Source organism: Bradyrhizobium sp. USDA 4538 (genome assembly GCF_024171045.1).
In the GTDB taxonomy this organism is placed as follows: Bacteria; Pseudomonadota; Alphaproteobacteria; order Rhizobiales; family Xanthobacteraceae; genus Bradyrhizobium; species Bradyrhizobium australafricanum.
Genome location: NZ_JALJZE010000001.1, coordinates 8036023 through 8053539, shown reverse-complemented (window position 1 = coordinate 8053539; position 17517 = coordinate 8036023). Strand labels below are relative to the sequence as shown.

At 63.9% G+C, this 17517-nt stretch carries 14 protein-coding genes; 7 read left to right on the top strand and 7 right to left on the bottom strand.

Annotation, left to right across the window (positions count from 1 at the left end; translation table 11 throughout):
* The first annotated feature begins 4 nt into the window (after positions 1-4).
* The 3 genes from J2R78_RS37090 to J2R78_RS37080 all read left to right on the top strand — a co-directional run bounded on the left by J2R78_RS37090 (position 5) and on the right by J2R78_RS37080 (position 2035).
* Positions 5-943 (top strand): cytochrome D1 domain-containing protein, encoded by a 939-nt coding sequence (locus J2R78_RS37090; RefSeq protein WP_253608686.1) that lies wholly within the window; start codon positions 5-7, stop codon positions 941-943.
* Positions 944-1216: 273 nt separating this feature from the next.
* Entirely contained in the window at positions 1217-1549 is a 333-nt protein-coding gene (locus J2R78_RS37085; protein WP_229158910.1) for a PRC-barrel domain-containing protein, read from the top strand.
* A 117-nt stretch (positions 1550-1666) separates the two neighbouring features.
* Positions 1667-2035, top strand: a complete 369-nt coding sequence (locus J2R78_RS37080; RefSeq protein ID WP_253608685.1) for a glyoxalase/bleomycin resistance/extradiol dioxygenase family protein — start codon at positions 1667-1669, stop codon at positions 2033-2035.
* Positions 2036-2074: 39 nt separating this feature from the next.
* Here the strand turns inward: J2R78_RS37080 and J2R78_RS45465 are convergent, their stop codons facing one another.
* The 5 genes from J2R78_RS45465 to J2R78_RS37060 all read right to left on the bottom strand — a co-directional run bounded on the left by J2R78_RS45465 (position 2075) and on the right by J2R78_RS37060 (position 7900).
* Positions 2075-2437 (bottom strand): HNH endonuclease, encoded by a 363-nt coding sequence (locus J2R78_RS45465; protein WP_375167086.1) that lies wholly within the window; start codon positions 2435-2437, stop codon positions 2075-2077.
* Between the two features lie 76 nt (positions 2438-2513).
* Complete coding sequence (locus J2R78_RS37075; RefSeq protein WP_253608684.1) at positions 2514-2885, bottom strand: hypothetical protein; 372 nt, start codon at positions 2883-2885, stop codon at positions 2514-2516.
* Between the two features lie 13 nt (positions 2886-2898).
* On the bottom strand, positions 2899-5886 hold the full coding sequence (gene uvrA, locus J2R78_RS37070; RefSeq protein WP_057018510.1) for an excinuclease ABC subunit UvrA: 2988 nt from the start codon (positions 5884-5886) through the stop codon (positions 2899-2901).
* Between the two features lie 351 nt (positions 5887-6237).
* Positions 6238-6897: an outer membrane protein gene (locus tag J2R78_RS37065; protein ID WP_253608683.1), complete on the bottom strand. Its 660-nt coding sequence runs from the start codon at positions 6895-6897 to the stop codon at positions 6238-6240.
* Positions 6898-7153: 256 nt separating this feature from the next.
* Positions 7154-7900 carry an outer membrane protein gene (locus J2R78_RS37060; RefSeq protein ID WP_137480818.1) on the bottom strand — a complete coding sequence of 249 codons (747 nt, stop codon included), beginning with the start codon at positions 7898-7900 and terminating at the stop codon, positions 7154-7156.
* A gap of 448 nt (positions 7901-8348) precedes the next feature.
* Here J2R78_RS37060 and J2R78_RS37055 point away from each other — a divergent pair, with 448 nt between their 5' ends.
* The 4 genes from J2R78_RS37055 (at position 8349) to J2R78_RS37040 (ending at position 14396) form a co-directional block, all read left to right on the top strand.
* Positions 8349-8843: a single-stranded DNA-binding protein gene (locus J2R78_RS37055; protein WP_057018508.1), complete on the top strand. Its 495-nt coding sequence runs from the start codon at positions 8349-8351 to the stop codon at positions 8841-8843.
* A 256-nt stretch (positions 8844-9099) separates the two neighbouring features.
* Complete coding sequence (locus J2R78_RS37050; protein WP_253608682.1) at positions 9100-9498, top strand: DUF2306 domain-containing protein; 399 nt, start codon at positions 9100-9102, stop codon at positions 9496-9498.
* Between the two features lie 224 nt (positions 9499-9722).
* The gene (gene gyrA / locus J2R78_RS37045; RefSeq protein ID WP_253608681.1) at positions 9723-12449 is read left to right on the top strand and encodes a DNA gyrase subunit A; all 2727 of its coding nucleotides are present in this window, start codon (positions 9723-9725) and stop codon (positions 12447-12449) included.
* 171 nt (positions 12450-12620) lie between these two features.
* Positions 12621-14396 (top strand): tetratricopeptide repeat protein, encoded by a 1776-nt coding sequence (locus J2R78_RS37040; protein ID WP_253608680.1) that lies wholly within the window; start codon positions 12621-12623, stop codon positions 14394-14396.
* Positions 14397-14484: 88 nt separating this feature from the next.
* Here J2R78_RS37040 and J2R78_RS37035 read toward each other — a convergent pair whose 3' ends face one another.
* Together J2R78_RS37035 and J2R78_RS37030 are read right to left on the bottom strand one after the other, a co-directional pair.
* Positions 14485-15444, bottom strand: a complete 960-nt coding sequence (locus J2R78_RS37035) for a phosphotransferase family protein (protein ID WP_253608679.1) — start codon at positions 15442-15444, stop codon at positions 14485-14487.
* Between the two features lie 21 nt (positions 15445-15465).
* On the bottom strand, positions 15466-17364 hold the full coding sequence (locus J2R78_RS37030; protein WP_375166627.1) for a potassium transporter Kup: 1899 nt from the start codon (positions 17362-17364) through the stop codon (positions 15466-15468).
* Positions 17365-17517: the final 153 nt, after the last annotated feature.

Below are 17517 nucleotides of genomic sequence, written 5' to 3'. Positions count from 1 at the left end.
AGCCGTGCGCGCGATTGCGCTCGTCGCGCTGCTTGCCAGCCTCGGCGCCGCGCATGCCGAGGAGGCGTTCGTCACCAACCAGCTCAGCGACGACCTCACGGTGGTCGATCTCGCGACCTCGAAGCCGGTTGCGACCATCGCGATCGGCGGCAAGCCCGCCGGCGTTGCCGTCAGCAATGACGGCCGCTTCGCCTATGTGACCAGCCCGGATGCCAAGGCGGTCACGGTAGTCGACGCGCCGGCGCGAAAGGTGGTAGGCCGGGTCGATGTCGGCGGCGGGCCGCTCGGCATCGCGGTCGCGCCCGACGGCGCGACGGTCTATGTCGCCGACTGGTACGCCGCCGCGGTGCGGGTGATCGATGCCAGAGAGCGGCGTGTCGTCGCAAGTATCGCGGTCGGTGCATCCCCGTCCGGGCTGGCGGTGACGCCGGATGGGCTGCTGCTGCTGTCGGCGGATCGCGACGATGACAGCGTCTCCATCATCGACACCGCCTCGCGCGAGCGGAGGGGGATCGTGAAGGTCGGGAGTCGGCCGTTCGGTGTCACCATCGATGCCGATGGCAAGCGTGCCTACACCGCCAATGTCGGCACCAACGACGTCTCGGTGATCGACGTCGCAACCGCGCGCGAGATCGGCCGCGTGCATGTCGGCCTGCGCCCCTACGCGGTGGCGCTGGCGCAGGGCCGCGGCTTCGTCACCGACCAGTATGACGGCAAGGTCAGCGTGTTCGACCTCGCGACGTTGCAGCCCGTGAAGCGGATTACGGTCGGCGATTACCCCGAAGGCATCGAGGCGACCGCCGACGGCAAGCGCATCCTGGTCGCGAACTGGGAAAGCAACACGCTGAGCGTGATCGACGCCGCCGAGATGAAGGTGATAGGCGAGGTCAAGGTCGGCGACGGCCCGCGCGCGTTCGGGGCATTCCTGAGACGGACGGAGTAGGGGGAAGGTGCGTGGGGTGTCCCAAAATATCGAAAACAACCCCATGCAAAGGAGCAGGCTGCCGCCGAGACTCGGAAAAGCGACTCGGAAAAGCGACTTGACGCGTCGGGCAAATCAGCGGTACGTTTTTATTATTCCGAAATTGTGCAAGCGTCCGCCGCCGCAGGATAGAGCCAACCGCGCCCTGCGACGTGTCGCCGAGCTGCGACCCATTGCTCACCAGCGCGACAGGCCTATATTATCAGACAAACGCCAGGAAACAGGGAGGATGCCATGCATCATACCTTGGTGCCCAGTGACCGGGTCGAGCACGTCTGCGTCTTCGGGCGCGACGGGACGAAACTTGGGTCGATCGAGCGGCTGATGCTCGACAAGGTGAGCGGAACGGTGGCCTACGCCATCATCAAGACCGGCGGCGTGCTGAGCACCCACCACCACTATCCCGTCAGATGGACCGCGCTGCGATTTGATCCTGTGCGGCAGGCCTTCGAGGCCGAGGTGACGCTGGATGATCTGCGGTCAGGACCCTCCGAATTCGACGGCGACGAATTCGACTGGGGCGACCGCTCGCGATCCTACACGCACCCGAATTATTGGGCGGTGTAGCAGAGCGGTTGAGAGACCGTAGCCCGCATGAGCGAAGCGACATGCGGGAGCGGTCAACTTGTTCGGCTGATAGACCCCGCATATCGCTCCGCTCATGCGGGCTACTAAGTCAGGCACATGACCCAATTCAAGTCCGCAGGCTGGCCTTCCGTCATACCGCGAATTGTCACCCGCGACCTCACCGGCTTGGCCAGATTTCTTCGAGACGTTTTCGATGCGCAGGGCGAAGTCCGCTCCGGCGCGCCAACGGAAATCCGGATCGGAGACTCGATCATCCTGATCAGCGACGGCGGAGGCGTGCGCGAGGCGATGCCGGCCTTTCTCTACGTCTATGTTCCGAACGTAGACGAGACCTATCGGCGGGCGATCGCGGCAGGCGGTGAATCCATCGAGATACCCGCGGATATGCCGTATGGCGACCGACGCGCGACGGTCCGGGATGCCTGGGCAAACGTCTGGCAGGTCGCCACCTATCGCGGGAAGTGAGGACCGTAGGGGCAAGCCACCACTATTGGGCCAACAGCACTACGCTTGTTGCGCACTCGGTTGATTGCGGCGACGTCGTGCTGATGCCATCCGTCGATCAGTGCTGGTTTGTATTCCAGAGAGAAAGCCGACACGGCGGTAGTTTGCAACTCCCTTTCGGAAGCTAGCTAGCTGAGCAGCAACCGGGTCGTCAGGCGTCAAATATTGAAAAAGACTGGGATCATGGTGAGGTTCTAGACCGCCGTGACACGTGTGACAAAGAGTAATCAAATTTCTCAGATCAGTGACGCCGCCCTTTTCCCATGGTCGGATATGATGCACATGAAGCACAACGTCCTCGCAATCGTCAGGACGTCGCCCGCAAATGCGGCAACGTCGCCTGTCACGCGTTAAAACCTGCATTCTTACTTTTGGCGTCGGCGCTCGCCGAAAAGCAGTTTCGGGCAGTAGACCCGGCGAAATGAATCCGGTCGCGCCGTCATGGATCGAACGTCCGGCCCTTCCCAAGAGACGAAGAAAAATGGACCGTCCCAGAGATTCTTCCAGTAGAGCGTTTCCGGCCACCAATCAGGAAGAGACACAACTCGTCGGGTGTATGAACAACAGCATAGGGCTGATGTGCATGCCTCCAAAGCTCCACGAACTGTGGGTAAACGAGACGCGCAGTTCGGAGCTCTTCGCGTCGGTCTTCGTCTGACCAGCCCACCCACTCAGTCTGCGTTCCAAAAATAACCTTGCCATCGTCGTCTGCCGTCAGCGTAATCGCGAAATAGAGACAGTCAGGACGAACCGCCGTTAGCGCATTCAGCCGATCATCGAGACCCTTCTCTTTTGGATCGCGCGTGTCCACGTACAGGTCCTTTTTACTCCGCCGCCTCGCTCGCTGAGCTCTTCCTCGGCTTGCTGTTCGCCTTCTTCAGCACCGGAGCCAGGAACTTGCCGGTGTAGCTGCGCGGGGCCTTGACGATGTCCTCGGGCGGGCCCCAGGCGACGATCTCGCCGCCGCCGTCGCCGCCTTCGGGGCCGAGGTCGATGACCCAGTCGGCGGTCTTGATGACCTCGAGATTGTGCTCGATCACCACCACCGTGTTGCCCTGGGCGACCAGCTCGTGCAGCACCTCGAGCAGCTTGGCCACGTCGTGGAAGTGAAGGCCGGTGGTCGGCTCGTCCAGGATGTAGAGCGTGCGGCCGGTGGCGCGCTTTGACAATTCCTTGGCCAGCTTGACGCGCTGGGCTTCGCCGCCCGACAGCGTCGTCGCCTGCTGGCCGACATGGATGTAGTCGAGGCCGACGCGGTGCAGGGTCTGGAAGGTCTCGCGCACGCGCGGCACCGCCTTGAAGAACTCGGCGGCTTCCTCGACCGTCATGTCGAGCACGTCGGCGATGCTCTTGCCCTTGAACAGGACCTCCAGCGTCTCGCGGTTGTAGCGCTTGCCCTTGCAGGTGTCGCAGGTGACGTAGACGTCCGGCAGGAAGTGCATCTCGATCTTGATGACGCCGTCGCCCTGGCAGGCCTCGCAGCGGCCGCCCTTGACGTTGAAGGAGAAGCGCCCGGGCTCGTAGCCGCGCGCCTTCGCCTCCGGCAGGCCGGCGAACCATTCGCGGATCGGCGTGAAGGCGCCGGTATAGGTCGCGGGGTTGGAGCGCGGCGTGCGGCCGATCGGCGACTGGTCGATGTCGATGATCTTGTCGATGTGCTCGAGGCCCTCGATGCGGTCGTGCGGCGCGGCGCCTTCGCTGGCGTTGTTCAGCTTGCGGGCGATGGCGCGGTACAGCGTGTCGATCAGCAGCGTCGACTTGCCGCCGCCGGAGACGCCGGTCACGCAGGTGAACAGGCCGAGCGGGATTTCGGCCGAGACGTTCTTGAGGTTGTTGCCGCGCGCGTTGACGACCTTGATGGTGCGCCGGTGGTTCGGCGGCCGCCGGTCGGGCACAGGCACCGACAGCTCGCCGGTGAGATACTTGCCGGTCAGCGATTTCGGGTTGCGCATGATCTGGTCGGGCGTGCCTTCGGCGACGATGTGGCCGCCATGCATGCCGGCGCCGGGCCCGATGTCGAGCACGTAATCGGCGAGGCGGATGGCATCCTCGTCATGCTCGACCACGACCACGGTGTTGCCGAGGTCGCGCAGCCGCTTCAGCGTGTCGAGCAGGCGGGCATTGTCGCGCTGGTGCAGGCCGATCGACGGCTCGTCCAGCACGTAGAGCACGCCGGTGAGGCCCGAGCCGATCTGCGAGGCGAGGCGGATGCGCTGGCTCTCGCCGCCCGACAGCGTGCCGGAGGAGCGCGACAGCGTCAGGTAGTTCAGGCCGACATCGAGCAGGAAGGTCAGGCGCTCGCGGATCTCTTTCAGGATGCGCGTCGCGATCTCGTTCTGCTGCGCGTTCAGCGCCTCCGGCACCGTCTCGAACCATTCGCCGGCGCGCTTGACCGAGAGCTCGGAGATCTCGCCGATATGCTTGCCGCCGATCTTAACGCACAGCGCCTCGGGCTTCAGCCGATGGCCGTTGCAGCCTTCGCAGGGCACGTCGGAGAAATACTTGCCGAGCTCCTCGCGCGCCCACTCGCTCTCGGTTTCGCGGTAGCGGCGGTTGATGTTGGTGATGACGCCCTCGAACGGCTTCTTGGTGTCGTAGGAGCGGACGCCGTCCTCATAGGAGAACTTGATCTCGTCGTCGCCGGAGCCGTGCAGCAGCGCGTTCTGGACCTTCTTGGTGAGGTCCTTCCACTTGGTGTCGAGCGTGAACTTGTAGTGCTTGCCGAGCGCGGTCAGGGTCTGGATGTAGTAGGGCGAGGACGATTTCGCCCAGGGCGCGATCGCGCCCTTGCGCAAGGTCAGCTCCTTGTCGGGGATGACCAGGTCCTCGTCGATATGCTGCTCGACGCCGAGGCCGCCGCAGGCCGGGCAGGCGCCATAGGGGTTGTTGAACGAGAACAGGCGCGGCTCGATCTCGGGGATCGTGAAGCCGGAGACCGGACAGGCGAACTTCTCCGAGAACAGGATACGCTCGGGCCCGCTCTTGTCGTGGATCTTGGCGGTCTTCTTCTTGTCCTCTTTCTTGTCGTCCTGCGCTGCCGCCGCCGGCGCATCGGCGTATTCGATCACGGCGAGGCCCTCGGCGAGCTTCAGCGCGGTCTCAAAGCTTTCCGCAAGGCGCTGGGCGAGGTCGGGACGCACCACGATGCGGTCGACCACGACGTCGATGTCGTGCGGGAATTTCTTGTCGAGCGCGGGCGCTTCGGACAGTTCGTAGAAGGTGCCGTCGATCTTGACGCGCTGAAAGCCCTTCTTGAGATACTCGGCGAGCTCCTTCTTGTACTCGCCCTTGCGGCCGCGCACGACCGGCGCCAGCAGATATAGACGGGTGCCTTCCGGCAGCGCCAGCACGCGATCGACCATCTGCGAGACGATCTGGCTCTCGATCGGCAGGCCGGTGGCCGGCGAATAGGGCACGCCGACGCGCGCCCAGAGCAGGCGCATGTAGTCGTAGATCTCGGTGACGGTGCCGACGGTGGAGCGCGGATTCTTCGACGTGGTCTTCTGCTCGATCGAGATCGCCGGCGACAGGCCGTCGATCTGGTCGACATCCGGCTTCTGCATCATCTCGAGGAATTGGCGCGCATAAGCCGACAGCGACTCGACGTAGCGGCGCTGGCCCTCGGCATAGATGGTGTCGAACGCGAGCGACGATTTGCCGGAACCGGACAGGCCGGTGAACACCACGAGCTTGTCGCGGGGAATCTCGACGTCGATGTTCTTCAGATTGTGTTCGCGCGCGCCACGGATCGTGATGGCGCGCGATGAGGAGCCGGCGTTCTGTTGGCGCTTCGCCTTGAGCACTTCATCCATAGCGACGGTTCCGGGCGCATGCTTGGGCGCCTTTTGGGCGCGCATCGCCGGTGATGCCGGGACCTTGCGCCGATGGGGTGTGAAGGCTGGAACGTAGGAAGAACGGCCGACAATTTCCAGTGCTGAGTCGCGTCCATCAACGGATAGTTTGCCTGATGGCAGCAGCCGTCAGCAGGGCCGGTTCCGCTAAAGCCTTTCCCCCGTTCCGATGGAATCGGAACAGGGGCTCCAGATTCCTGCTTTGACCCGTTTTCTTTCCGCGAGCCGGAATCCGCTTCGCTCGAAAACGCTCTTACGCAAAAAGGCCGGCGCGAGGCCGGCCTTTCGGTGCGTTCTGATCGCAGATCAATCTTAGTACTTGGCGACGATCGGGCCGCCGAAGTGATAGTTCACGCCGAACTGGGCGCTGTGCAGCTCGAGCGTACCGGAGGGCACGCCGAAATAGTTCTCGCTGTCGAGGCTGCGATACAGGTATTCGCCCTTGATCGACCACTGCGGGGCGATGAAGGCTTCGACGCCGGCGCCGACGGTCCAGCCGGAGTGGAAGTTGCTCTGCGAGGCGGTCACGCCGAGCGCGGTGACGCTGACCTCGTTGTTGGCCCAGGCGTAGCCGCCGGTGCCGTAGAACAGCACCTTGTCGACGGCGAAGCCGAGGCGGCCGCGCACGGTGCCGAGCGAGTCGATTTTGCTGCGGGCGGTGACGCCGAGCGTCGAGACCGATGCGTCGATGTCAGCGCCTGCAGCGTCGACCTCGAGGCCGTACACGATGTTGCCGGCCTGCCAGTTGTAGCCGATGGTGCCGCCGCCGAAGCCGCCTTCCATGCTCGGGGTGCCGGAGTTCTCGCTGGCGTAGCCGCCGAAGCCGCCGACGTAGAAGCCGGTCCAGTTGTAGATCGCGGCCGGCGCCGGAGCCTTCACGTAAGGCGCGCGTGCCGCCATGTCGGCGGCCATTGCCGGTGCAAAAGCGCTCAGTGCAAACATGCCGGCCGAGGCCAGCAAAACAATCCTCATTTTCAAAGTCCCAGTCCCATTTTCTTGTTGTCCCTTCAGAGATCTTGAAGAGAGCGTCACAGCAGTGTCGCGTGACGTGCTGGTGCTTCTACAGAGAAATGCCGGAACGTGTGTATCCGCGAAACCACAACGCACCGAAAACGGCCCCGGTGAGGTGCGCGTGCACACGCAACGAAAAAGCCGGCGCACAAACAGGCGCAAACAAAAAGGCCGGCGCGAGGCCGGCCTTTCGTCTGGATCAATCGGCCTGGCGCGATCAGTAGCGCGCGACGACCGGGCCACCCCACTTGTAGTTCACGCGGACGGTGACGAGGTCGACGTCCTGGCGATCGCGGATGGTGCTGTTCAGCGTGCCGTTGGGAGCGATCAGGTTGTAGGTCTTGTCCTGCATGAACAGGTGGTCGTATTCGATGCCTGCGGTCCAGTTCGGCGCGAAGCCGACTTCGATGCCGGCGCCGACGGTACCGCCCCAGCGGGTGTCGCTGGCGCTGCCGACGAGCACACCGGTCGGCGTGAAGTAGGTGTTGAAGCGGTTGTCGGTCAGTGCCGCGCCGCCCTTGGCGTAGAGCAGCACGTTGTTGACGGCGTAGCCGATCTGGCCGGTGAACAGGCCGAACGCGTCGATCTTGGACTGGTTGGTGAACAGGCCCGGGAAGATCGCGCTGTTGTTGCTGCCCTTCAGGTCAGCCCAGTCGCCCTGCGCTTCAAGGCCGAACACCCAGGTGCCGGCCTGCCAGCGATAGCCGATCTGGCCACCGGCGACGCCGCCGGTTGCATCATGGCAACCATCTGATGCGAGGAAGATGCCGGCCGGGAGCTGGTCCCAGCAATTGTGGCTCGAGCCCCAGCCGCCGTTGGCGCCGATGTAGAAGCCGGTCCAGTCATAGATCGGGGCAACCACTGGCGGCGGCGCCTTGGTGTAGGGGCGCGCAGCGAGATCGGCAGCCGCGGCAGGCGCAGCAAACGCAATCAGAGCAACCGTACCGAGCAAAAACTTCTTCATTATCAATCCCCCAGCACCCCGATCGGCTTCCAAACGGTCCCGAAGCACGATCCCAGACGCGAGCGCCCGCGCCATGGTTGGAGCTATACGCTGATTCAACCGCAAACGCAGTCTCCCAAATGCAACACTCGCGGGAGAAGTATCGATAAGGCAAGCTGCTGATTTGTTTGTTGTTTTTCTAAATCTTGCTGCCGAGCGTCGGCCTGCGCCGAGATCGACTGCCGCTCTGACGGCACTGGCCGCTTCTACGGCTGGTTGTGGCGAACAAAACTGGAACGATGCCGGATCCGGTGCTATATCCCGATATCCGTGGATAACCGCGCGACGGCAAAGGCGACGAGCCGGCACCGGCGTATAGGGTCATCCACGACGCCTGCGACGTAAGTGGCGAAGGTTGAGAGTGGCGGCCGAATGTCCGGACGCCCGGTTTTTGAGTGGAGATGATGCGATGGCAGGAAGCGTGAACAAGGTGATCCTGGTGGGAAACCTCGGCAAGGATCCGGAAATCCGGCGGACGCAGGACGGCCGTCCGATCGCAAACCTTTCCATCGCCACCTCGGAAACGTGGCGCGACAAGGGCACCGGCGAGCGTAAGGAAAAGACCGAGTGGCACCGCGTCGTGATCTTCAACGAGGGCCTCTGCAAGGTCGCCGAGCAGTATCTGAAGAAGGGCGCCAAGGTGTACATTGAGGGTCAGTTGCAGACCCGCAAATGGACCGACCAGAGCGGCGTCGAGAAGTACTCGACCGAAGTCGTGCTGCAGGGCTTCAACTCCAACCTCACCATGCTCGACGGGCGTGGCGGTGGGGGCAGCAGCTTCTCCGATGATGGCGGCAGCGATTTCGGCTCGGCCGGACCGGTCAGCTCAGCGCCGCGCCGCGCCGTCGCCGCGGGTGGTGGCAGCAGCCGCAACAGCGACATGGACGACGACATCCCGTTCTGAGGAGTGGTCGCGCTTCCATCGATTCCGTCAGGCGCCGTTCCGTGAAGATCGTTCTCCGGATCGGCGTCCTGATTGCGGGGAGGGATGTCTTCGTGTGGATTATGAGGATAACCTTGCACTCGGCTGATCTCATTTGAGCATTGACAGGGAACCTTTGCGGTTCCGCGGGGCTTTGACACAGCTCGATGTGAATGATATTTACATTGGCCTGCGGCATTTGATGCCTGGCCGCGAGCTTCACTCGAGGGCCGCCACCATGAGCCTCGTGCCATTGCTCGACGCTGTGCCTGCGATCCCGCTCCATGCCTTTGCCGCGATGGCCGCCTTCGTGCTGGGCTCCATCCAGCTCGCCGCCCCCAAAGGCACGCTGCCGCACCGGACCCTGGGCTGGATCTGGGTGATCCTGATGCTGGTGGTCGCCGGAAGCTCGTTCTGGATCCATCAGATCCAGCTGGTCGGTCCCTGGAGCCCGATCCACCTGCTGTCGATCTTCTCGCTCGCCATGCTGGCGCTCGGCGTCACGGCCGCGCGGAGCCACGATGTCCGCCGCCACAGGTTCACGATGATCGGCATTTTCTTCGGCGCGCTAGTCATTGCCGGGCTGTTCACCTTCATGCCCGGGCGGATCATGCACGCGGTGGTCTTCGGCCACTGACGGGAGAGGCAAGTCGCGAATGGCGGGTGGCGAATAGGGGATTTTTCCATTGCTATTCGCCATTCGCTACGCGCTTCCCAAGCAAGCAGCCGGAACCTCGGTGCTCCACCCGTAAGTGCATGAAAAAACGAACGGAAAAACGGCTTGCCGGAGCCGCGCAAGGGTGGTTATCAGGCCCCCGATGGGCTATATGATTCCCCAGTAGAACCGACCGGATTTCCCCTTTGTCCGATAACGACGACCACAAGCCCGGCGAGCCGCCGGGACCCTCAGATATTCGTCCCGTTTCCATTCTCGACGAGATGAAGAAGTCCTACCTCGATTACGCGATGAGCGTGATCGTGTCGCGTGCGCTGCCCGATGCGCGCGACGGGCTCAAGCCGGTGCACCGGCGCATCCTCTATTCGATGCATGAGCAGGGACACACGCCGGACAAGAAATACGTGAAATCCGCCCGCGTCGTCGGCGACGTGATCGGTAAATATCACCCGCATGGCGACCAGTCGATTTACGACGCGATGGTCCGCATGGCGCAGGATTTCTCGCTGCGCGTGCCGCTGATCGACGGCCAGGGCAATTTCGGTTCGGTCGACGGCGATCCACCGGCGGCCTATCGATATACCGAAGCGCGGCTGACCAAGGCGGCGCTGGCCGTGCTGGCTGACATCGACATGGAAACGGTCGATTTCCAGCCGAACTACGACAACTCCGAGAAAGAGCCGTCGGTTCTGCCGGCCCGGTTCCCGAACCTTCTGGTCAATGGCGCCGGCGGCATCGCCGTCGGCATGGCGACCAACATCCCGCCGCACAATCTCGGCGAGGTCGTCGACGCCTGCGTGGCGCTGATCGACAATCCGGCGCTCACGATCGACGAGCTGATCGACATCATTCCCGGACCGGACTTCCCGACCGGCGGCGTCATCCTCGGCCGCCAGGGCATTCGTAGCGCCTACCATCTCGGCCGCGGCTCGATCGTGATGCGCGGCAAGGTGACGATCGACACCATCCGCAAGGACCGTGAAGCGATCATCATCACCGAGATTCCCTATCAGGTGAACAAGGCGACGATGGTCGAGCGTATCGCCGATCTCGTCAAAGAGAAGAAGATCGAGGGCATCGGGGACCTGCGCGACGAGTCCGATCGTGACGGCTATCGCGTCGTCATCGAACTGAAGCGCGAAGCGGTGCCCGACGTGGTGCTGAACCAGCTCTACCGATTCACACCGCTGCAGACCAATTTCCCGGCCAACATGCTGGCGCTGGATTCCGGCCGTCCGCAGACGATGAATCTGAAGGACCTGCTCACCATCTTCGTCGCGTTCCGCGAGCAGGTGGTGACCCGGCGGACCAAGTTCCTGCTCGGCAAGGCGCGCGACCGCGCCCACATCCTGGTCGGCCTTGCGATCGCGGTCGCCAACATCGATGAGATCATCCGCGTCATCCGGACCTCGCCCGATCCGAACACCGCGCGCGAGGCCCTGATGTCACGCGACTGGCCGGCACGCGACGTCGAGGCGATGATCACGCTAATCGACGATCCCCGGCATCGCATCAACGAGGACGGCACGCTGCGGCTGTCGATGGAGCAGGCCAGGGCCATCCTCGACCTTCGCCTGCAGCGCTTGACCGCGCTGGGGCGCGACGAGATTTCCGAAGAGCTCGACAAGCTCGCGGCCGAGATCGCCGACTATCTCGACATCCTGCGTTCGCGTGCCCGCGTGCAGGGCATCGTCAAGACCGAACTGGCCGAGGTGAAGCAGCAGTTCGCCACCCCGCGCAAGACCGTGATCATCGAGCAGGAAGGCGAGGTCGAGGACGAGGACCTGATCCAGCGCGAGGACATGGTCGTCACCGTGTCGCATGCGGGTTACGTCAAGCGCGTGCCGCTGTCGACCTATCGGGCGCAGCGCCGCGGCGGCAAGGGCCGCGCCGGGATGCAGACCCGCGACGAGGATTTCGTCTCGCGCCTGTTCGTGGCGTCCACGCACACGCCGGTGCTGTTCTTCTCGTCGCGCGGCCAGGTCTACAAGGAGAAGGTCTGGCGGCTGCCGATGGCCGCGCCGAACGCGCGCGGCAAGGCGCTGATCAACATCCTGCCGCTGGAGCAGGGCGAACGCATCACGACGATCATGCCGCTGCCGGAGGATGAATCCTCCTGGGCCAATCTCGACGTGATGTTCGCGACCACCGGCGGCACCGTTCGCCGCAACAAGCTGTCCGACTTCGTCGACGTGCGCCGCTCCGGCATCATCGCCATGAAGCTCGGGGAAGGCGAGGCGATCGTCGACGTCCAGATCTGCACCGAGCATGACGACGTGCTGCTGACCGCCGCCGGCGGCCAGTGCATCCGTTTCCCGGTCACCGATGTGCGCGTCTTCACCGGCCGCACCTCGATGGGCGTGCGCGGCATCGCGCTGCCCGAGGCCGACAAGCTGATCTCGCTGGCGATCCTGCGCCATGTCGAGACCACCTCGGACGAGCGCTCGGCGTATCTGAAGATGCGCCGCGCGGTGGCCGGCGAGGCCACGACCGAGGAGCCGGTCGAGGCCGAGGGCGAGGAGACCGCGAATGCGATCCAGCTGTCGCAGGAGCGCTATGCCGAACTGTCGGCGGCCGAGCAGGTGGTGCTGACCGTCTCCGTCAACGGCTATGGCAAGCGGACCTCGTCCTACGAGTACCGCACCACCGGCCGCGGCGGCAAAGGCATCGTCGCGATGAGCGTCAACAACCGCAACGGCAACCTGGTGGCGTCGTTCCCGGTCGAGGACGCCGACCAGATCATGCTGGTCACCGACAAGGGTCAGCTGATCCGCTGCCCGGTGGCCGATATCCGCGTCGCCGGCCGCTCGACCCAGGGCGTGATCGTGTTCGACACCGCCGAGGACGAGCACGTGGTCTCGGTCGAGCACATCCCTGAAGAGGAAAACGGCGAGAACGGCAACGGCGGCTAGCGCCGCCGTTTCGGAGAACCCCCAGCCCGAATGCAGCCAACGGGCGCGCAACAGGCGCGCCCGTTGACAGGCTCCGCGAAATCCGGCGGGCCTGCCGTACGCCCCTAGCCCAAGGGCAACGCCCTATGCTTTGATAGGGTCCGGCGGATCTACCGATTTCGGGAGGCCGTTGTGACCGATCATCGCGTTGAGCGGCGGCTTGCAGCTATCCTGGCGGCTGACGTGGCCGGATATAGTCGGCTGACCGGCCTGGACGAGGAAGGGACACACATCCGGCTGAGGGAGTGTCTGCGTGGACTCGCTGATCCCAAGATCAGCGAACACCGTGGCAAGGTCGTCAAGCACACGGGCGACGGCGTGCTCGCCGAGTTCGGCAGTGTCGTGGATGCGGTGCGTTGCGCCATTGAGGTCCAGCGCGCAATGGCCGAGCGAAATGCCACGGTGCCGCAACTCAAGCGGATCGAATTCCGCATTGGCATCCACGTCGGCGACATCATCGTCGATGAAAACGATATCTTTGGAGACGGCGTCAATATCGCCGCCCGCCTTGAAGGGACCGCGGAGCCCGGCGGGATCTGCATCTCGGACGATGCGCAACGTCAAATCCGCGGCAAGGTCGATGCCGTGTTCGCGGACATGGGCTCGCAGAACCTGAAGAACATTGCTGAGCCGATGCGCGCGTGGCGATTGAGGATAAACGCGGGCCATCCCGCGAGCGCCCCGATCGAGCCGCCGGTCGACAGCGCGCAAGCTCTGGCGCTCCCCGACAAGCCGTCGATCGCCGTGCTGCCGTTCGAGAATATGAGCGGCGACCCCGAGCAGGAATACTTCGCGGACGGAATGGTCGAGGAGATCATCACCGCGCTGTCGCGCTTCAAATGGCTGTTCGTGATCGCCCGAAATTCGAGTTTTACCTTCAAGGGCCGGGCCGTCGATATCAAGGAGGTCGGCCGCAGGCTCGGCGTCCGCTATGTCCTTGAGGGGTCTGTGCGCAAGGCCGCGGGGAAGGTTCGCATCACCGGGCAGTTGATCGATGCGGTTACCGGAACGCACATCTGGGCAGACAGGTTCGAGCGTGACCTGACGGACATATTCGCTCTCCAGGACGAGGTGACCGTCGCCGTCGTCTCGGCCATTCAACCAAAATTGCTGCAGATCGAAATCGGCCTGTCGGCACGGCGACCAGAGAACCTCACCGCCTATGATTTCTATCTCCGCGCCATGCAGCAGCATTACCTGATGACCGCCGACGGGTTGGCCGAGGCGATCAGGCTGGCGCATCGTGCTTTGGAGCTTGACCCCCGGTTCGGCTTTGTCGCCGCTCTGGCAGGTCTCGCTCACATGCAGAACATCCTTTGGGGGCATGCCGTCGATCCTCAATTTGACCGCAAGGAAGCGGTTCGGCTGCTTCGCCTGGCATTGAGCATCGACGATGGTGATGCGGAAACATTAGCCTGGGTTTCCCTCACCTCGGCGTACATGGTCGGCGATTGTGAGAGTGAGATCGAATTGGCCGACCGGGCGGTCGCTCTCAATCCGAATTCATATCGCGCATGGACCGCCAGAGGCAGTGTCTATCGAGTTGCTGGGCTTCCGGAGGAAGCGGTCCGGAGTTTTGAACGCGCCATCCGCCTGAGCCCGTTAGACCCGCGGCTACCCATCACGTTTGTTGGGATGGGGATGGCCTTCATCGAGCTTCGCCGCTTTGACGAGGCCATTGCCGCAGCGAATAAATGCCGGCGCCAGAATGCCTCCTATTCGCTGGCCTACCGTTGTCTCGCGTCCGCGTTCGCTCATCTCGGACGCGACGCGGAGGCGCGCGAGGCGGCGGCGCTCCTGCTTCAGCTCGATCCCGCCTTTACAATTTCCGCAATGATCGCCAGGGGCGGGTACCCAAACGCGCAGCTGTTGATCGAGGGGCTTCGGAAGGCGGGATTGCCCGAATGAATTGTGCCCGCGGGCGCCGACGAGGCGGCCGTCGGGAGCCCGCGGGCTCTGACAAGCCCTTAGCCGGGTGCGCTTGTGGGAACGTGGCCTAGACGGCGCTTTCCAGTTCGCGCGTGAGCGCGGGAAGGGCATCGATCCGGCCGATCTGCGCGAACCAGCACCAGAGCTCGAGCGTGCAGGCCAGCCGGTAGAGCGCGATCGTGGCCTCCCAGTCCGGCCGGCCGCTCGTGCCGTGGCCCGCGAGCAATCCGTCGCGCTTCGGCGCGTCCTTCGGCGTGAAGTAATAGAGCGCCTTGGCGACGTCCATCAGCGGATCGCCGGCGGTGGCATTCTCGAAATCGACGATGCCGGTGAGACGCGGCTGCCCCTCCGGTGTCACCAGCACGTTGCCGGCGTGGAAGTCATAGTGGCAGAGGCGGGGCGTGTCGGCTGCGTCGAGCAGGACGCTGCGCGCCAGGATGCTGGCCCGCAGCCGCGCGGCCAGCGCTTCGTCCCCGCCGCGCGTGCAAAACTCGGTCAGCTTCCGCTCGAACTGCGCGGACATGTAGGCGCGATTGGTCGGGTGCGACGTCCAGACGCCGTGCGGACCGATATAGCCGAAGCTATCGAGCGTAATGCCCTTGATATGGCGGAGCGCCGTGCCCATGGCGGCGTAGATCGAAAACAGCTCCTGATCCGTCAGCGCCGCCTCGCGATTGCCGAGCACGACGCCGTCGAGCTTGCTCATCAGCACAAAATTGAAGTCGATCAGCGCGCGGCTGTCATCAGCTACGAGGATGCGGGGAATGGCAATGCCGGCGTCGCGCAGAAGACCGAGGACATAGATCTCCTTCGCCATCTTCCATTGCAGCTGGGCGGGGTAGACCTTGAGGATGCAGCTTGGCGCGTCCGCGCAGGTGATCTCGAGGATCGTGCTGATCTCGCCGCCGCGCAGCTCGGTGATGCCTGCCACGCGCGAGCCTGGCGCAACCCGATCGATGATCGCCTGAGCCTGGTCGATCGAAATCGCCAGCCGCGGCTTCAGCTGAAGAGGCGGATCGTCTGACATGTCCGCATCCGGGCTGTGGGACTAGATCTCGATCTCCGTCCCGAATTCCACGACCTGTCCGGTCGGCACGCCGAAGAACGCCGCCGACCGTTCGGCGTTGCGCTGCAGGAACGCGAACAGCGATTCCCGCCACACCCACATGCCCGGAATGTCTTCCCGCGGGATGATGGTCTCGCGGCCGATGTAGTAGGTCACATCGGTCAGACGCAGACCGGGCAGTTTGCCCTGACGACAGGCGAGCTTTAGCCCTTCGTAAACGGTCGGATATTGCATGAAGCCGTAACGCAGGATGACGCGGATGATGCCCGGGGTGACGTCGTGAACCACAACGCGATCCTCGTCCGAGATGCGGGGGGATTCCTCGATCTGTACGGTGACCAGCAGCACGCGCTGGTGCAGCACGTGGTTGTGCTTGACGAACTGGGTCAAGGCAAGCGGCACGCCGTTAGGGGCGGAGGCGAGGAATATGGCGGTGCCCGGCAGCCGGCTGTGGCACTTGTTGACCGCGGTCTCGATCAGATCTTCTTCCGGCTGACGCAGCTTGCTGCGCGCCGTCTCGACCAGTTTCACGCCACCGCGCCAGGTCAGCATCAGGAAGGCCACCGCAGCGGCGAGCAGCAGCGGGAACCAGCCGCCTTCGAACAGCTTGGTCGAGTTCGCCGCAAAGAAGATCGCGTCGATGATGAAGAAAAAGCCGTTCACGGCGATCACGATGATCGGCGAATAGCCCCACTGGATCGCGACCAGCGCTGCAAGCAGCGTGGTGATCGCCATCAACAGCGACACTGCGATGCCGTAGGCGCCGGCGAGCGCGTCCGAGGTGCCGAAGGCGAGCACCGCGCCGAGTGTCCCCGCGGCGAGCAGCCAGTTCACCAGCGGCACGTAGATCTGCCCGATCGCATCGCTCGTGGTGTGCTCGATGTGCATGCGCGGCAGGAAGCCGAGCTGGATCGATTGCTGGGTCAGCGAGAACACACCCGAGATGATGGCCTGCGAGGCAATCACGGTGGCGATCGTCGCGAGCAGGACGAGCGGGTAATGCGACCAGTCCGGCGACAACTGGAAGAACGGATTTTCGATCGCGGTCGGGTCGGTGATCAACAGCGCGGCCTGGCCGAAATAGTTCAGCACCAGAGCGGGCAGGCAGACGGCGAACCAGGCGAGCCGGATCGGAAAACGGCCGAAATGCCCCATGTCGGCATACATCGCCTCACCGCCGGTCACCGCGAGGAAGGCGGCGCCAAGGATGGCGAAGCTGACGTGGAAATCCTGATGGATCAGGAAATCGAATGCATAGAGCGGGCTCAGCGCAACCAGCACGCCGGGCGCCTTGACGATGCCGTGAATGCCGAGCGCTGCCAGCACGGCGAACCAGAACAGCATCACCGGACCGAAGATCCTCCCGATGAAGCCGGTGCCCCGCTTCTGCATCATAAACAGGCCGATCAGGATCACGACGGTGATCGGCACCACCGCAGGGGTCAGCGAGGGCGCGTCGACCTTGAGGCCTTCGATCGCCGACAGCACCGAAATGGCCGGCGTGATGGCGCCGTCGCCGTAGAGCAGGGCGGCGCCGATCAGGCCGACCACCAGAAGATGGCCGCGCCAGGTGCCGGGCGCCGCGTTGCGCGCCGAGAGCAGCGCCAAGAGCGCGACGATGCCGCCTTCGCCGCGGTTGTCGGCGCGCAGGATCAGCATCGCGTATTTGATCGAGATGATGAGGATCAGCGCCCACAGGATCAGCGAGACCACGCCGAGCACCGCGCTCTCGGTGAGCGGACCGCCATGGGTGGCGGCCTTGGCGGCTTCCTTCAGGGCATAGAGGGGGCTGGTGCCGATGTCGCCATAGACGACGCCGAGGGCACCGAGCGTGACGGCAACCGGGATCGGACTGGACGGGGGGTGGCCAGAAGAAACGATGGCGGGCGTACTCGTCACGGCAATCCCCCGATGGCTGCGCCCGTCGGATCATCCGGCCGGGCGCCTTAGACGATAGTCTGCGACGGGACGTCGCAAATTACCATTGGGTTTTGTGTGACGGCCTGACCTTACGCCAGGCTGACGAGGGACGTC

Bases quoted from the DNA above. Each gene is read 5' to 3' on its own strand.
- J2R78_RS45465 (WP_375167086.1), bottom strand. From the start codon at position 2,437: ATGCAGGTTTTAACGCGTGACAGGCGACGTTGCCGCATTTGCGGGCGA.
- J2R78_RS37035 (WP_253608679.1), bottom strand. From the start codon at position 15,444: ATGTCAGACGATCCGCCTCTTCAGCTGAAGCCGCGGCTGGCGATTTCG.
- J2R78_RS37050 (WP_253608682.1), top strand. From the start codon at position 9,100: ATGAGCCTCGTGCCATTGCTCGACGCTGTGCCTGCGATCCCGCTCCAT.
- J2R78_RS37065 (WP_253608683.1), bottom strand. From the start codon at position 6,897: ATGAGGATTGTTTTGCTGGCCTCGGCCGGCATGTTTGCACTGAGCGCT.
- J2R78_RS37060 (WP_137480818.1), bottom strand. From the start codon at position 7,900: ATGAAGAAGTTTTTGCTCGGTACGGTTGCTCTGATTGCGTTTGCTGCG.
- J2R78_RS37085 (WP_229158910.1), top strand. From the start codon at position 1,217: ATGCATCATACCTTGGTGCCCAGTGACCGGGTCGAGCACGTCTGCGTC.
- J2R78_RS37080 (WP_253608685.1), top strand. From the start codon at position 1,667: ATGACCCAATTCAAGTCCGCAGGCTGGCCTTCCGTCATACCGCGAATT.
- uvrA (WP_057018510.1), bottom strand. From the start codon at position 5,886: ATGGATGAAGTGCTCAAGGCGAAGCGCCAACAGAACGCCGGCTCCTCA.
- J2R78_RS37055 (WP_057018508.1), top strand. From the start codon at position 8,349: ATGGCAGGAAGCGTGAACAAGGTGATCCTGGTGGGAAACCTCGGCAAG.